Below are 15,768 nucleotides of genomic sequence, written 5' to 3' on the forward strand. Positions count from 1 at the left end.
CGCTGCCCTACAGCAGCTCGAGCAGGAACGGCAGCTCCTGGTTGGCGTACCACGCCAGGTCGTGGTCCTGCGCGTCGCCGACGATCAACTCGGCGTCCTCGTCGCCCAGGTCGGCGGCGTCGATGGCCTCGATCGCCTTCGTCACCGCCGGCTCGGCGCCGGGGTTGTCGACGTACGCGGCGATCACGTCCGCGAGCGCGACCGGCCCGCCGAGCCGCACCACCGCGTCGTCGAGGTCGGGCCGGTAGCTGACGTCGCCGGCCTCGGCGGCCAGCACCGCGCGCCGCGGCGGCAGGGAGCCGGTCGCGCCGGCCCCTTCGGCTTCCGAGTCCGCCAACAGGCGCAGCGAGGCCAGCGCCGCCTCGCGCAGCGCGACCTCGGCGAGCTCGTCGTCGTCGCCCTCGGCGTACGCCTCGCGCAAGGTCGGGGTCACCGCGAACGCGGTGCCGTTGACGGGCCGCAAAGAGCCGTCGGCGACCAGCCGCTCAAGCATGGCCAGCGTCGCCGGAATGTAGACGACCGTCATGTCACGAATTCCCGATCAGTGTGGCCGCGTAGTCGTCGACGTATTTGGACAGCTCGCGTGGCGGGCGCCGGTAGTTGCCGCTCACCACCGGGTTCTTGGGCAGTTTGACCCGAGGCCGCTCGACGTCGTGATACGGGATCGTCGACAGCAGGTGCGCCATCATATTCAGCCGCGCGTGCTTTTTGATGTCCGATTCCACGACATACCAAGGGCTCACCGGGGTATCGGTGTGCACCATCATCTCGTCCTTGGCGCGTGAGTAATCCTCCCGCTTGTACAGCGATTCGGTGTCCATCGGGCTCAGTTTCCATTGCCGCACAGGGTCGTTCAGCCGCGCCTTGAACCGGCGGAGCTGCTCGCCCTCCGAAACCGAAAACCAGTATTTGCGCAGCAGGATCCCGTCGTCGATGAGCATCTGCTCGAAGATCGGGGTCTGCCGCAAAAACAGCGCATGCTCTTGGGGCGTGCAGAATCCCATGACCTTCTCCACGCCGGCGCGGTTGTACCACGACCGGTCGAACAACACGATCTCCCCTTTGGCGGGCAGGTGGGCGATGTAGCGCTGGTAATACCACTGGCCCCGCTCCCGGTCGGTCGGCGAGGGCAGCGCCGCGATGCGGGCGACCCGCGGATTGAGGTATTCGGTGATCCGCTTGATGGTGCCGCCCTTGCCCGCCCCGTCGCGGCCTTCGAAAACGACCACCAGGCGCTGGCCGGTATGGCGCACCCATTCTTGTAGCCTCACCAATTCCGTTTGCAGTCGGAACAATTCAGCTTCGTATACCTCATCGGAAATCCTGGGCGCGTTTGCCGCAGTTGATTTCGCCGGCCTCGCCTTGGCGCTCTTCGTCGCAGTGCTCACATCAACGAATGATAGAACCGGCCACCGATTTTCACCGTGACTAATTACCGGGAAGCTTCCAGCAATTCCTCGAGCGATTGGCTCAACAGGCCCGGCAGCAGCTCGACGTCGCTCATCGCTTCGCGGTCGGCGTTGATGCCGAAATACAGCATGCCGTTGTAGGACGTCACGCTGATGGCCAGCGCCTGGTTGTGCAGCAGGGGCGGGACGCCGTAGGTCTCCAGCAATTTGGTGCCGGCGATGTACATCTGCGACTGGGCCCCCGGCGCATTGGTGATCAGCAGGTTGAACGTCCGCCTGGAGAAGCTGGGGAAACTGGTGGCGACCCGGATGCCCATGGCGTGCAGCGTCGGCGGCGCGAATCCGGACAGGGTGACGATGGTCCTGGCGTCCACCAGGCGGGCGGCCGTCGGGTTCGACTCGGTGGCGTGCGCGATCTGCGACAGCCGCACCACCGGGTTCGGCTCCCCCACCGGCAGGTCGACCAGGAACGGCATCACCTGGCCGATGGCCTGGCCGGGGCCGGTCGCGTCGAGCTGGCTGTCGGCGTAAATGGACAGCGGCGCCATGGCGCGCACGGTCGCGGTCGGCGACACCGCCACCCCGCGTGACATCAGCCAGTTGCCCAGGGCGCCGGCGATCACCGCGAGCACGACATCGTTGACGTCGCAGTCGTAGCGCGCGCGCACGGTGCGGTAGTCGTCGAGGTTGCAGCTCGCGACCGTGAATCGCCGGTGCCGGGACACGTTGGCATTGAGCGGGCTGCTCGGCGCGGTGCCGCGCGCCACGGTCCGCGCGAAATCGACGACCCGGCGACCCGCGGCCAGGAGTTCGCCATGGTTGGTCACCAGGCCGCCGATCGTCGACCCGACGGCCTGCAGCTGGGTGGTCGGCCCCACGAACCAGTCGCCGATGGCCCCGAAGATCAGCCGCGCGTTGCCCGGGTCGCGTTCCGGGACCCAGATGTCCTCGACCAGGGCCGGCGGGCGCCTGGTGCGATCGGCGATGACGTGGTTGATCTCCAGCGCCGCCATGCCGTTGATCAGGGCTTGATGCGACTTGGTGTAGAGGGCGACCCGGTTCTTGGCCAGGCCCTCGACCAGATACATCTCCCATAGCGGCCGCGACTTGTCCAGCGGCCGGGCGGCCAGCCGGGCGATCAGCTCGTGCAGCTGTTCGTCGCTGCCCGGGGAGGGCAGCGCCGAGCGCCGCACGTGATAGGTGATGTCGAAGTCGGCGTCGTCGATCCACACAGGCCGGGCCGGGCCCACCCGCACCTCGCGCACCTTCTGCCGGTAGCGCGGGATTTGCGGCAACCGCCGTTCCACCGTGGACAGCAGCGTCTCGTAGCTCAATCCCGCGCGCGGACGGCGCAGGATCGACAGCGATCCGACGTACATCGGGGTGGCCGTGTTCTCCAGCCGGTAAAACGCCGCGTCCGATGGGGACAACCGGGTCACCATAGGGCGCTGTCCTCCTCGTCGAATCATCGCCGGCGTCGCTGAGGGAGATTTCCCGCCCACGGTAATCGCCGGGCCGGGGCCCGGCCGAGCGCGGGTACGCGCGGGCGCGAGTTGTGCCATGATGACCACTGCCTGCCACTCTCCAGCGGGCTCTGAGGTCCGGCCGTCGAGTTGGAGAGTGCGCGTTGAACACCAGTCCCGTCGTGCGTCCGCCCGACGCCTTCGCCGTCTCGCCCGTCGTCGACTACGAGCCTCCGGCGCAAGACGTACCGCGCAATGCCCCGGCCTGCCGGCGATCGCCCCGCGCGCCGTCGCTGCGGCGCAGCACCCACGCGCCGCGCCGGCCCCACCCGCCCGGAAGGCCGGCGGCCGAGGCCCGCGCCGCCGTGTCGGCGCCGATGCGGCAGGCCGCGGCGTTCGCCGACGCGGCGCTGCGCCGGGTCCTGGAAGTCATCGACCGCCGCCGGCCGGCCGCCCAGCTGCGGCCCCTGCTGGCGCCCAGCCTGGTGGATTCCGTGCTCGCGGCGGGCCATTCGGCCACCGGTCAGCGGGGCGCCGCGGTGCTGCGACGGATGCGGCTGCAGCCGGCCGGGCACCGGGACCCCGACTCCGCGGCGGAGGTCTGCGGCTCGTACAGCCGCGGGAACCGGATCCACGCCATCGCCTGCCGCGTCGAGCGGGTCCCCGCCGATTCCGGGACAAGGTGGCTCGTGGTGGCCCTGCACATCGGTTGACCCGTCAGGTCAGCGCACGGGACCGGCGCTGGGCGCCAGCGGGCCGCCCGTGTAGCGGGCCAGCACCGGCCCGGCGATCGCCATGACGAAGACGTACGACGTCGCCAGCGCGGCGACCGCGGGGATCGACGTGCCCGCCAACCCGATGATGATCAGCGAGAACTCGCCCCTGGCGATCAGCGCGGTGCCCGCGCGCAGCTGTCCGCGCCGCGCCACCCCGTCGCGCCGGGCGGCGAAGACCCCGGTGGCGACCTTGGTCGCCGCGGTCACCGCGGCCAGGATCAGCGCCGCCGGCAGCATCGGGATCAGCTCCTTCGGATCCACCGAAAAGCCGATCGCCAGAAAGAAGATGGCGGCGAACAGGTCCCGCAGCGGACCCAGCACCTGGCGCGCCCGGTTCGCCGTCTCCCCGGTGAGCGTCAGGCCCACCAGGAAGGCGCCCACCGCGGCCGACGCGTGCAGGGATTCCGCCACGGCCGCCACGATCAAGGTGATGCCCAGCACCCTCAGCAGGAGCTGTTCGGACTCGGGGTGTTCGACCAACCGGCCCACGTGGTGGCCCCAGCGGTAGGACGCGGCGAACGCCGCCAACAGCGCGGCCACCGCCGCCACCATGCCCACGACGGCGTGCGGCCAACCGCCCCCCGAGGCCAGGACGGCGAACAGCGGCAGGTAGGCCGCCATCGCGAAGTCCTCGAGGACCAAAACGGAGAGCACGGCCGGGGTCTCCCGGTTACCGAGCCGGCGCAGGTCCTCCAGCAGGCGCGCGATGACGCCCGACGAGGAGATGTAGGTGACCCCGGCCAGGCACAGGATCGCCACCCCGTCCAGTCCCAGCAGCCAGCCGGCGATCGCGCCGGGCGTGGCATTGAGGACGACGTCGACGCCCGCGGAGGGCAGGTGGTGGCGCAGGCTGGCGGCGAATTCCGCCGCGGAGAACTCCAGGCCCAGGGTCAGCAGCAGCAGCACCACGCCGATGGGCGCGCTGGTCGTGATGAACTGGCCCCCGGCGTCCAGCGGAAGGATCCCGCCCTTTCCCAGCGACAGGCCCGCCAACAGGTAGACCGGGATCGGGGACAACGCGAACCGGCGCGCGACGCCGCCCAGGACGGCCAGCGTGGCCAGGAGGGCGCCGAGCTCGAGCAGCAGCGCCCACGAAACCTGCACCGGCTCAGCCCTTGTCGATGATCTGTTCGACGCCGGCGATGCCGTCATGGGTGCCGATGACGATCAAAACGTCTCGGGCGTGCAGCGTTTCGGCCGGGCCGGGCGAGGCGAGCACCTCCTCGTTGCGCACGATCGCGACGATGGAGGCGCCGGTGCGGGTGCGGGCGCGGGTGTCGCCCAGGGGGTGGCCGACGAACGGGCTGCCGGCCAGGATGTGGACCTGACCCGTCTCGAGTCCGGGTATTTCGCGGGCCAGCTCGGTGAACCGCTCGGCGATCCGGGGCGCCCCCAGGATCTGGGCCACCGCCTCGGCCTCTTCGTCACTGAGCTGCAGGAGCGGCCGGGCCTCGTCCGGGTCCTCCCGGGCATAGACGACGACCTCGAACTCGCCGCTTCGCCGCGCGATGATGCCGATGCGGTCGCCCTTGTGGTCGGTGAATTCGTAGCGAAGGCCGACGCCCGGCAGCAGCACCTCCTTGACATCCATGCGGTCAATCCTGACAGGTCGGCCGGTGGTGCGGTCGCCGGATCGCGGGGCTCCTAGAGAACTGCTGTGAATCAGCCCTGCCGGGCCACGCCGGTGGGCTGCCGGCGCGGAATCGGCAGCAGCATCGACACCTCGCGGCGGTAGTCGCGGTACTGGGGACCGAGCGTCGCGACCAGGTCACGCTCCTCCAGCTGCGTGGCGACGAGGACGTAGATCGTCATGCCCGTCGAGAACAGCAGGTGCCCGGCCGTCATGACGGGCGCGGCCCAGAACGCGATGACCATGCCGAGCATCAGGGGGTGGCGCACCACGCGGTAGAGCAGGCGGACGCGGAATTCGACGCTGGTATAGGGCTCTTGGCGCGAAGCCAGATACACCTGCCGGAGCCCGAACAGGTCGAAATGGTTGATCAGGAACGTCGAGAGCAGCGCTATGGCCCAGCCGAGCCAGAACAGCGCCCACAACACCGCGCGGACGGCCGGCTGCCGCACGTCCCAGATGACCGTCGGCATCGTTCGCCATTGCCAGTACAGCAGGGCCAGCACCGCGCTGGACAGCAGCACATAGGTGCTGCGTTCGATCGGTGACGGCACGACGCGGACCCACCATCGCTTGAATGCGGGGCGGGCCATCACGCTGTGCTGCACCCCGAACGCGGCCAGCAGCGCCGCGTTGATCAGTACGGCCGTGGCGAGGGGCGCGGCGGGCCCATGATCGACGCTTCGTGGCACCGCGAAGTTTCCCAGGAAGCCGATGAGATACAAGAAGGCCGCGAGGAAGAGCAGGTACGCCGCGGCGCCGTAGCCAAGCGTCAGGTATCGCTTCATGGGCTAAGTGTCCGCCGCGCGGGCGCGCTCGCCTATAGGTCGATTGCCTCATCTTCGCGAAGGCGGGCGCTAGGCAATTTTGACCAGTCCGAGCGTGAAGCTACCTTCACGCTCGGCGCCGAGTGTGAAGGTGGCTTCACGCTCGGCGGAAAGCCCTAGCGGCGCTTGACCGATTTGGGCGGCTTGGCGCCGCGGCCCTGCTGCCTGGCGGCGGCACGGCGCTCGCGCCGGGAACCTCCCCCCGCCACGCCGGCCGGCGTCTTCTGGCCGTCGCCGCCGTTGCGCTGCACCTGCGCCGAGCCGTCCTCCGACGGGCCGGAGTAGGTCATGGCCGGCGCGGCGTTGTCAATCCCCTTGGCACGCAACTGCGGCGGGGCCTCCTCGCGGGCAGCCGCGGGTGTGGCGGGCTGCTCTTCGGCGGCCCCGAGCTCCGCCAGCCCCTCCGGCGCTTCCATCGGCGCGATCTGCGGGGACGGCACCGCCTCGACGGTGACGTTGAACAGGAACCCGACCGACTCCTCCTTCATGCCGTCGAGCATCGCCATGAACATGTCGTAGCCCTCGCGCTGGTATTCCACCAGCGGGTCGCGCTGCGCCATGGCGCGCAGCCCGATGCCCTCCTTGAGGTAATCCATCTCGTAGAGGTGCTCGCGCCACTTGCGGTCGATGACGTTGAGCAGCACGTTGCGCTCCAGCTGCCGCATCGCGCCCTCGCCGGCGATCTCCTCGAGCTCGGCTTCCCTTGCAGCATAAGCGTTTTCGGCGTCCTTGAGCAGCTCGTCGAGCAACTCCTCGCGGGTGAGATCATCGCGCTCGGACTCGGCGTCCAGGCGCATCAACGTCTCGTGGTCGATGCCGACCGGGTACAGCGTCTTCAGGGCCGTCCACAACGCCTCCAGGTCCCAGTCCTCGGCGTAGCCGTCGGACGTCGCGCCGTCGACGTAGGCGGTGACCACGTCGCGGACCATGTCCAGCGCCTGCTCCTTGAGGTTCTCGCCCTCCAGGATGCGGCGGCGCTCGGCGTAGATCACCTTGCGCTGCTGGTTCATCACCTCGTCGTACTTGAGGACGTTCTTTCTGACCTCGAAGTTCTGCTGCTCGACCTGGGTCTGGGCGCTCTTGATCGCCCGGGTGACCATCTTGGCCTCGATCGGCACGTCGTCGGGCAGGTTCAGCCGGTTCAGCATCGCCTCCAGCGCGGCGCCGTTGAACCGGCGCATGAGCTCGTCGCCCAGCGACAGGTAGAAGCGGGACTCGCCCGGGTCGCCCTGGCGGCCGGAGCGGCCGCGCAGCTGGTTGTCGATGCGGCGCGACTCGTGCCGCTCGGTGCCCAGCACATAGAGGCCGCCCGCCTCGACCACCTCGGCGGCCTCCTTGCCGGCCTCCTCCTTGACGATCGGCAGCTCTTCGTGCCAGGCCGCCTCGTACTCGTCGGGGGTCTCCACCGGATCCAGCCCGCGCTCCCGCAGCCGCAGGTCGGTCAGGAAGTCGACGTTGCCGCCCAGCACGATGTCGGTGCCGCGGCCGGCCATGTTGGTGGCCACCGTGATGCCGCCGCGGCGGCCCGCCACGGCGACGATGCCCGCCTCCTGCTCGTGGTACTTGGCGTTGAGCACGTTGTGCGGGATGCGGCGCTTCTGGAATTGCCGCGACAGGTACTCCGAGCGCTCGACGCTGGTGGTGCCGATCAGCACCGGCTGGCCCTTCTCGTAGCGCTCGGCGACGTCGTCGACCACCGCGATGTACTTGGCCTCCTCGGTCTTGTAGATGAGGTCGGAGCAGTCGGTGCGGATCATCGGCTTGTTCGTCGGGATGGGGACCACGCCCAGCTTGTAGATCTCGTGCAGCTCGGCCGCCTCGGTCTGGGCGGTACCGGTCATGCCGGCCAGCTTGTCGTAGAGCCGGAAGTAGTTCTGCAGCGTGATGGTGGCCAGCGTCTGGTTCTCGGCCTTGATCTCGACGTGCTCCTTGGCCTCGATGGCCTGGTGCATGCCCTCGTTGTAGCGGCGGCCATACAGCACGCGGCCGGTGAACTCGTCGACGATGAGCACCTCGCCGTCGCGGACGATGTAGTCCTTGTCGCGGTTGAACAGCTCCTTGGCCTTCAGCGCGTTGTTGAGGTAGCTGACCAGCGGCGAGTTGGCGGCCTCGTACAGATTGTCGATGCCGAGCTGGTCCTCGACGAACTCGACGCCGAGCTCGTGTACGCCGACGGTGCGTTTGCGCAGGTCCACCTCGTAGTGGACGTCCTTCTCCATCAGCGGCGCCAGCCGGGCGAACTCGAGGTACCAGTTGGAGGCGCCGTCGGCGGGCCCGGAGATGATCAGCGGGGTGCGGGCCTCGTCGATCAGGATGGAGTCGACCTCGTCGACGATGGCGAAATTGTGCCCGCGCTGCACCAGGTCGTCGAGCGAATGCGCCATGTTGTCGCGCAGGTAGTCGAAGCCGAACTCGTTGTTGGTGCCGTAGGTGATGTCGGCGTGGTAGGCCACCCGGCGCTCGTCGGGCGTCATCTGGGCCAGGATCACCCCGACGTCCAGGCCGAGGAAGCGGTGCACGCGGCCCATCCACTCGCTGTCGCGTTTGGCCAGGTAGTCGTTGACGGTGACGATGTGCACGCCCTTGCCGCCGATGCCGTTGAGGTAGGCGGGCAACACCGAGGTCAGGGTCTTGCCCTCACCGGTCTTCATCTCGGCGACGTTGCCGAAGTGCAGCGCCGCGCCGCCCATCAGCTGCACGTCGAAGGGACGCTGGTCGAGCACCCGCCAGGCCGCCTCGCGGGCCACCGCGAACGCCTCGGGAAGCAGGTCATCGAGGCTCTCGCCGTCGGCGTGCCGCTTCTTGAACTCGTCGGTCTTGGCGCGCAGCTCCGCGTCGGTCAGCTTCTCGACCTCGTCGGACAAGGTGTTGACGTAGTCCGACACCCGCTTCAGACGCTTGAGCATGCGACCTTCGCCGAGGCGCAGCAACTTCGACAGCACGGTGTTGTCCCCTTTTTCGGGATGTTCCCCTGTTGGTAGGAGTCTCTATAAGGCGACTCCCATGGTAGGTGACAACCCCGCGGGGGCCGTCCAACCTCAGGAGGGCCTGCTCAGGCGAGCCTGATCAGCCCGTAGTCGTAGCCGTGGCGGCGGTAGACCACGCAGGGCCGTTCGGTCTGCTTGTCGTGGAACAGGAAGAAGTCGTGCCCGACGAGCTCCATCTCGTAGAGCGCGTCGTCGACCGTCATCGGCGTGGCCGGGTGCTCCTTGGTGCGCACGATGCGCCCGGGCTCGTGGTCGGTCTCGGCGCCGTCATGGTCGAGGGGCGGCTCCGGCAGGGGTTCGGCCGGCGGCGCCGGCACCACCGCGGTGGCGGCGGCCAGCGACACCGGCGTCTTGTCGCCGTAGTGGACCTTGCGGCGGTCCTTGGCGCGGCGCAGCCGGTTCTCCAGCTTGTCGACCGCGGACTCGAACGCCGCGTAGAAGCTGTCGGCGCAGGCCTCGGCCCGGCTCACCGGCCCGCGGCCGCGCGCGGTGATCTCGACGCGTTGACACGATTTGCGCTGGCGCCGGTTCGGCGCGTGTTTGAGCTCGACATCAAAGAGGTAGATGGAGCGATCGAACCGCTCGAGGCGGGCGAGTTTCTGGGAGACGTAGAGGCGGTAGTGATCGGGGACTTCTACATTGCGGCCCTTGAAGACCACGTCGGCGCTGGTCGTCGGTTGAGCTTGGCCGTCGGTGTGCGTCGGCGGTTGGTCGAGAATCTGACCGGAATCCACGGATAGCCTTGACATACGTGACAACTCGTTTCTCTTTCACGTCGCACGCGCCCTGCGTGCCCGGCTTACTACGACGCGCCGACGAGGTGGGAGAGCGGTCCTTTCAACAGGTAACCGCCGCAGGCTGCTCGCCGATGCAAGGTGTCGAATACTCACCCCTTCCCGCGAGTGGGGTCTCAACCTGGGAACGTCGCGACCAGTGAAGTCAGCCCAGTGAGTCGATTGATGTTGTCCTCGACGTTAGCTCTTGTTCGCCTCGCCATGCCACTGATTTCGCGGAGGTGTTGCGAGTTCTTCACATACTCTTGGCGGCCGCACAGCCTCACGCGACCGCGACCGTCAGCACGGCCGCGACCCGCACGCCGGCGGCGCTCAACACCCGCACCGACTCGCGCGCCGTCGCCCCGGTGGTGACGATGTCGTCGACGATCAAGGCCTCGCTGACCGGCCGTGTTCCCCGCAGCAGCACCCGGCCCGCGACGTTGCGCTCGCGGGCGGCCGTCCCCAGGCCCACCGAGTCGCGAACCAGCGCCCTCATCCGCAGCGCCGGGACGACGCTGATGGCCGGGTGGCCGGCCACCGCGGCGCGCGCCAGCCGGGTGACCGGATCGCCCCCGCGCCGGCGCGCCGCCGAACGGCGCGTCGGAGCCGGCACGACCGTCACCGGCGTTTCGACGATCCCCCACGACAGCAGCCGGTGCACCCCGGTGGCCAGCGCGGCCGCCAACGGCCCGACGAGGTCGGCGCGGCCGTGCTCCTTGAGCTCCAGGATCGCCTGCCGGCGCGCGCCGGCGTAGCGGCCGAGCGCGAACACCGGCACCCCCGGGTCGACCCGCGGGTTCACCACGTGCGGCTGGTCGGGCGCCACCGACAGCTCCCGGGCGCACGCGTCACACCAGCGGGTCGACGGCGCCCCGCAGCCGCCGCACTGCAGCGGCAGGATGAGGTCGAGCACGGCGCCAGTCTGGCGCGCGGGACCGACAACGCCGGTGGGGTCAGCCCGGGAGCACGGGGGCCGCCCCGAACACCGCCAACCCCGGCACCTCCGACCAGCCCTGCTGGCTTTCGGCCGCCGACGCCGAATACTGCAGCACCCCCTGCGGGGCCCCGACGTAGATCGTCGACGGGTTGGCCGCGACGGTCAGCACCGGCATCTGCAGGCCGCGGGCGGGCGCGTCGGAGTTCACCCCGTCGAGGTTGACGTAGGACACGGGATGGCCGGCATCGGTACGCGTCACCACGATGTCGTCGCCGGTGCGCCAGGACAACGAGACCACCGAGTTGCCCAGCCCGAAGCCGAGCCGCCGCGGGTAGGTCAGGGCGAACTGGCCGGCCTGGGTCTGCTCCACGCTGGCCAGGATCACCTGGCCGCCGATCACCATCGCGGCGCGCGTGCTGTCGCGGGACAGCTGCAGGTCGGTGATCGGCCCCGGGAAGCGGCTGGCCACGGCGACGGAATCGACCGGGATGCGGGCGGGTTGCCCCGACGCCGGCTCCTGGATCGCGCGCAGCACGTTGTTGCCGTCCACCACCGTCCAGACCGCGTCGTCCAGCGACCAGCTGGGCCGCGTCAGGCTGTGCCCGTCGGCGGACTGGACCGCCTCGCCGCCGAGGTCGCCGATCCACAGCGACGCCGCCTCGTCGGGCGCGCCCCGGTGCAGCGTGACGACGGACGCCACCTGCCGCCCGCTGCGGGACAGCGCGGCGCCGGTCTGGTCGCCCATGCGGCCGAAGGCGCCGGGCACGTTGCCGAAGCGCTGGCCGTCCAGCGACACCAGCGAGCCGTTCACCAGCGCGTGCAGCCCGGCGCCCGCGCCGTCGGCCACACCGGGGTCGGTGGCCGCCACATCGGAGGTCGTCCAGCCCTCGGCGAACCGGTCGTCCAGCGGCGCGCCGTCGGCGTTGATCACATACGGGCCCCGGATGTCGGCCCTGGCCAGCGTCCAGATGATCTGCGCGGCGAGCAATTGCCTGCTGTGCGGATCGGTGGTGGACAGCTTCTCCAGGTCGACGCGCGCCCCGCCGTAGCCGCGCCCGATCCCGTTCTTGCCGCCATCGGCCCGGGTCACCGGCCCGCGCAGCCGCAGCGGCGGGGCGAGCAGGTTGCGGACGGTGTGCGCCATCTCGGGCCGCGGGCCGCCGATCAGCTTGGAGACCAATTCGGTGGCCAGCTGGTCGTGGTCGGCGACCGCGACGTAGCGCGGATCGGGAACCACCGTCTTGCCGGTGGGGTCGGCGAAGTACAGCGTGTTGCGCTTGTAGGTCGCCTGAAACTGCTGCCAGTCCAGGAACACCCCATTGGGCAGCCGGTCGATGCGCCACCCGCCCGACGTCTTGACCAACTCGATCGGGCCCGGGTCGGGCAGCACCCCCTCCGCGGTCTCGAACACCCCCATGTCCGACAGCGACCCGAGGATGTCCGCCCGCATGTTCGCCGAAACACGTTCGGCCGCACGGGTTTCCACGAACACCACGTGGTCGATCAGCAGGGCGCTACCGGCGTCGTCCCAGGCGTTGGACGCCGACTGGGTGAGGAACTGCCGGGCCGCCAGATGCCGGTTCGCGGGATCGGCTGTGGCCTTGAGGAATTCGCGCAGCAGCACGTCGGGATCCATGCCCGGCGTCGGCTTGGGCAGGTTCGACGGGGCCGGCCGTTCGACGGTGCCGATGGCCTGCGGGGCCGACGAGCTGGGCACCCCCGCGCAACCGGCCAGCACCACCGTGAGGAACACCAACCCGAGCAGGCGCCGCATCACCCGCTCCTCTCGGCGTGTTCCCGTTGCCGCGACCGGTCTTTGGTCGGTTGCGGCCCCGTGTTTGTCGTCGCGGTGGGCGGAATGGGCTTCATGGGCAGCGGGCTGGTGGTCACCTTGTGGCCGCGGACCAGCGGAAGCGTCAGCCGGAAGCAGGATCCCTCACCGGGTTCGCCCCACGCCTCCAGCCGGCCCTGGTGCAGGCGGGCGTCCTCCACGCTGATCGCCAGGCCGAGCCCGGTGCCGCCGGACCGGCGCACCCGCGACGGGTCGGCCCGCCAGAACCGGCTGAACACCAGCTTCTCCTCGCCGGGCCGCAACCCCACCCCGTAGTCGCGGACGGTGACGGCCACGGTGTCCTCGTCGGCCCCCATCCGGATCTGCACCGGCTTGTGTTCGGCGTGGTCGATCGCGTTGGCGATCAGGTTGCGCAGGATCCGCTCCACCCGCCGGGTGTCGACCTCGGCGATCACCTCCTCGTCCGGCAGGTCGACGAGCAGCTCGATGCCGGCGTCCTCGGCCAGGTGGCCGACGTTGCTCAGCGCGCTGCGCACGGTGGTGCGCAGGTCCACCGCCTCGACGGACAACTCGGCCACCCCGGCGTCGTGCCGGGAGATCTCCAGCAGGTCGTTGAGCAGCGACTCGAACCGGTCCAGCTCGTTGACCATCAGCTCGGTGGAGCGCGCCAGCGTGGGATCCAGGTCGGCACTGTGGTCATAGATGAGGTCGGCGGCCATCCGGACGGTGGTCAGCGGGGTGCGCAGCTCGTGGCTGACGTCCGAGGTGAACCGGCGCTGCAGGTTGCCGAACTCCTCGAGCTGGGTGATCTGGCGGGACAGGCTTTCGGCCATGTCGTTGAACGACACCGCCAACCGGGCCATGTCGTCCTCGCCGCGCACCGGCATCCGTTCGGACAGGTGCCCCTCGGCGAACCGCTCGGCGATCCGCGACGCCGACCGCACCGGCACCACCACCTGCCGGGATACCAACAGCGCGATCCCGGCGAGCAGCACCAGCAGCACCGCGCCACCGGTGATCATGGTGCCGCGGACCAGCGCGATGGTGGACTGCTCGTTCTTCAGCGGGAAGATCAGGTACAGCTCCAGGTTGGCCACCTGCGACGACGCCGGCGTGCCCATCACCAGCGCCGGGCCGGAAAAACCGTCGGTGTGCACGGTGGCGTACTGGTACGCCGCCTGCCCGGCCTTGACGAAGCCGCGCAGCGCATTGGGCACCTGGTCGACCGGTCCGGCCGTGGTCGCCGCGCGGGGCCCGTCGCCCGGCACGATCAGCACCGCGTCGAACGCGCCGGCCAGCCCGGCGCCCGACGCGGAGTCGGTCTTCGACGTCAGCGTGTTGCGGGCCAGCTGCAGACTGCTGTCCAGCGAGCGCGTCTCCTCGCCGCTGACGATCCCGCCGACGGTCGTGCGCGCGCGCTCGATCTGCTCGATGCCCGCCTTGACCTTGACGTCGAGCACACGATTGGTGACCTGAGAGGTCAACACGAAGCCGAGCGCGAGGATCACCGCCAACGACATCCCGAGCGTCAGCGCGACGACCCGCAGCTGCAACGACCGGCGCCAGGCAACAGCAACGGCGCGACTCACCGCGCCCATGCCGCGGGTCATGGGACCGGAGCGCCCCCAACGGCTCCGAGTGCGTCGCCGAGAGCCCCAGATCAATGGCGCCCCCGGATCACGGAGGTCCGGCCTTGTATCCCACTCCTCGAACGGTCAGCACCACGGTCGGGTTCTCCGGGTCCTTCTCAACCTTGGCCCGCAGACGCTGGACGTGCACGTTCACCAGGCGGGTGTCCGCCGGGTGCCGGTAGCCCCACACCTGTTCGAGCAGCACATCACGAGTAAACACCTGCCGCGGTTTGCGCGCCAACGCGACCAGCAGGTCGAACTCCAGCGGAGTCAGGGAGATCTGCTCGCCGTTGCGCGTCACCTTGTGCGCCGGCACGTCGATCTCGACGTCGGCGATCGACAGCATCTCGGCGGGCTCGTCGTCGTTGCGCCGCAGCCGCGCCCGCACTCTCGCCACCAGCTCCTTGGGCTTGAACGGCTTCATGATGTAGTCGTCGGCGCCGGACTCGAGGCCCAACACCACGTCCACGGTGTCGGTCTTGGCGGTCAGCATCACGATCGGCACACCGGAATCGGCGCGCAGCACGCGGCACACGTCGATGCCGTTCATGCCCGGCAGCATCAGGTCCAGGAGTACCAAGTCGGGGCGCAGTTCGCGCACCGCAGTCAGGGCCTGGGTACCGTCACCGATGACCGCGGTGTCGAAACCCTCCCCACGCAACACGATGGTGAGCATCTCGGCCAGCGAAGCGTCGTCATCGACGACTAAGATCCTTTGCCTCATGGCATCCATGGTGTCACCAGATCGGGACAAAACTGGCGCGCCACACGGGCGTTTCTTGGGCCTGGCCGCAAATATAGCGGCAATTCGGGTCAAAAACCCCTGCCCGGCGCCCCCGGTGTGCCCTCCCGGACGGTCGGGGGCACCTCCTTGGCGCCGATGAGGGTGGCGGCCAGCCGGGCCGGATCGACGTCGGCGTCGGCGACCAGCCAGGGCCCGCCCCAGCCCGCCGCGGCCAGCTCGGCGTAGACCGCGCCGGTGCGCAGCTGCAGTTCGTCGTCGAGTTCGTAGCTGTCGCGCGCCCGCCCCGGATCGGACTGCGCCCGGCTGCGCGCGCGCTGCCCGGCCAGCTCCGCCGGCACCGCGAGCAGCAGCTGCCAGTCGGGTGCGGGCAGCCGCAGCCGCCGGTACTCCAGCTCGAGCACCCAGGCGGCGGCCGCCCCGCCCGCGCCCTCGTGCAGGCGCGCGGCGCTGTAGGCGGCGTTGGACGCGACGTAACGATCCAGGATCACCACGTCGTGGTCGCGGCGCAGCGCCTCGATGTCGTCGACGGCCCCCGCCCGGTCGAGCGCGAACAGCATCGCCATCGCGTAGACCGACGACGCCAGGTCGCCGTGCTCGCCGTGCAGGGCCTCGGCCGCGACGTCGGCGGTCACCGACTTGCCGTAGCGGGGGAAGGCCAGGATCGCCACGGACTTCCCGGCCGCCTCGAAGGCCTTGCGCAGGCCCTCGGACAGCGTTCGCTTGCCCGCCCCGTCGACCCCTTCGATCGCGATCAGCACCGCGCGAGCCTATCCCGCGCACGAGTGTGCGGCTGGC

The 15,768-nt window shown here is 69.8% G+C and carries 14 protein-coding genes; 1 reads left to right on the forward strand and 13 read right to left on the reverse strand.

Going from position 1 to position 15,768, the window contains the following annotated elements; translation table 11 throughout:
• Nucleotides 1-7 precede the first annotated feature (7 nt).
• From AWC03_RS15685 to AWC03_RS15695, 3 genes are all read right to left on the reverse strand, one after another.
• A complete protein-coding gene (locus AWC03_RS15685) occupies nt 8-526 on the reverse strand; it encodes a DUF6912 family protein (protein ID WP_085241642.1) in 519 nt (172 codons plus the stop codon).
• Between the two features lies 1 nt (nt 527).
• Nucleotides 528-1,322 carry a polyphosphate kinase 2 gene (gene ppk2 / locus AWC03_RS15690; protein ID WP_244275518.1) on the reverse strand — a complete coding sequence of 265 codons (795 nt, stop codon included), beginning with the start codon at nt 1,320-1,322 and terminating at the stop codon, nt 528-530.
• Nucleotides 1,323-1,432: 110 nt separating this feature from the next.
• Nucleotides 1,433-2,851 carry a WS/DGAT/MGAT family O-acyltransferase gene (locus AWC03_RS15695; RefSeq protein WP_085241644.1) on the reverse strand — a complete coding sequence of 473 codons (1,419 nt, stop codon included), beginning with the start codon at nt 2,849-2,851 and terminating at the stop codon, nt 1,433-1,435.
• Between the two features lie 185 nt (nt 2,852-3,036).
• Here AWC03_RS15695 and AWC03_RS15700 point away from each other — a divergent pair, with 185 nt between their 5' ends.
• A complete protein-coding gene (locus tag AWC03_RS15700; protein ID WP_085241645.1) occupies nt 3,037-3,585 on the forward strand; it encodes an Rv3235 family protein in 549 nt (182 codons plus the stop codon).
• A 9-nt stretch (nt 3,586-3,594) separates the two neighbouring features.
• On the opposite strand, the gene AWC03_RS15705 is transcribed toward AWC03_RS15700, so the two are convergent.
• The 10 genes from AWC03_RS15705 to AWC03_RS15750 form a co-directional block, all read right to left on the reverse strand.
• Entirely contained in the window at nt 3,595-4,752 is a 1,158-nt protein-coding gene (locus AWC03_RS15705) for a cation:proton antiporter (RefSeq protein ID WP_085241646.1), read from the reverse strand.
• Between the two features lie 4 nt (nt 4,753-4,756).
• Nucleotides 4,757-5,239: a cation:proton antiporter regulatory subunit gene (locus AWC03_RS15710; RefSeq protein ID WP_085241647.1), complete on the reverse strand. Its 483-nt coding sequence runs from the start codon at nt 5,237-5,239 to the stop codon at nt 4,757-4,759.
• Between the two features lie 71 nt (nt 5,240-5,310).
• On the reverse strand, nt 5,311-6,066 hold the full coding sequence (mddA, locus tag AWC03_RS15715; RefSeq protein ID WP_085241648.1) for a methanethiol S-methyltransferase: 756 nt from the start codon (nt 6,064-6,066) through the stop codon (nt 5,311-5,313).
• A 155-nt stretch (nt 6,067-6,221) separates the two neighbouring features.
• Nucleotides 6,222-9,047 carry a preprotein translocase subunit SecA gene (secA, locus tag AWC03_RS15720; protein ID WP_085241649.1) on the reverse strand — a complete coding sequence of 942 codons (2,826 nt, stop codon included), beginning with the start codon at nt 9,045-9,047 and terminating at the stop codon, nt 6,222-6,224.
• Between the two features lie 110 nt (nt 9,048-9,157).
• Nucleotides 9,158-9,826, reverse strand: coding sequence for a ribosome hibernation-promoting factor, HPF/YfiA family (hpf, locus tag AWC03_RS15725; RefSeq protein ID WP_085241650.1), 669 nt, complete (start codon nt 9,824-9,826; stop codon nt 9,158-9,160).
• A gap of 322 nt (nt 9,827-10,148) precedes the next feature.
• Nucleotides 10,149-10,781 carry a ComF family protein gene (locus tag AWC03_RS15730; RefSeq protein ID WP_085241651.1) on the reverse strand — a complete coding sequence of 211 codons (633 nt, stop codon included), beginning with the start codon at nt 10,779-10,781 and terminating at the stop codon, nt 10,149-10,151.
• Between the two features lie 40 nt (nt 10,782-10,821).
• On the reverse strand, nt 10,822-12,579 hold the full coding sequence (gene lpqB / locus AWC03_RS15735) for an MtrAB system accessory lipoprotein LpqB (protein ID WP_167542751.1): 1,758 nt from the start codon (nt 12,577-12,579) through the stop codon (nt 10,822-10,824).
• Complete coding sequence (mtrB, locus tag AWC03_RS15740) at nt 12,579-14,261, reverse strand: MtrAB system histidine kinase MtrB (RefSeq protein ID WP_085241653.1); 1,683 nt, start codon at nt 14,259-14,261, stop codon at nt 12,579-12,581. Before mtrB ends, lpqB begins: the two co-directional genes overlap by 1 nt.
• A gap of 13 nt (nt 14,262-14,274) precedes the next feature.
• Complete coding sequence (gene mtrA, locus AWC03_RS15745) at nt 14,275-14,961, reverse strand: two-component system response regulator MtrA (RefSeq protein ID WP_067925378.1); 687 nt, start codon at nt 14,959-14,961, stop codon at nt 14,275-14,277.
• Between the two features lie 80 nt (nt 14,962-15,041).
• The gene (locus tag AWC03_RS15750; protein ID WP_085241654.1) at nt 15,042-15,731 is read right to left on the reverse strand and encodes a dTMP kinase; all 690 of its coding nucleotides are present in this window, start codon (nt 15,729-15,731) and stop codon (nt 15,042-15,044) included.
• Between the last annotated feature and the right edge of the window lie 37 nt (nt 15,732-15,768).

This window comes from Mycobacterium europaeum (genome assembly GCF_002102155.1).
Classification (GTDB): Bacteria; Actinomycetota; Actinomycetes; order Mycobacteriales; family Mycobacteriaceae; genus Mycobacterium; species Mycobacterium europaeum.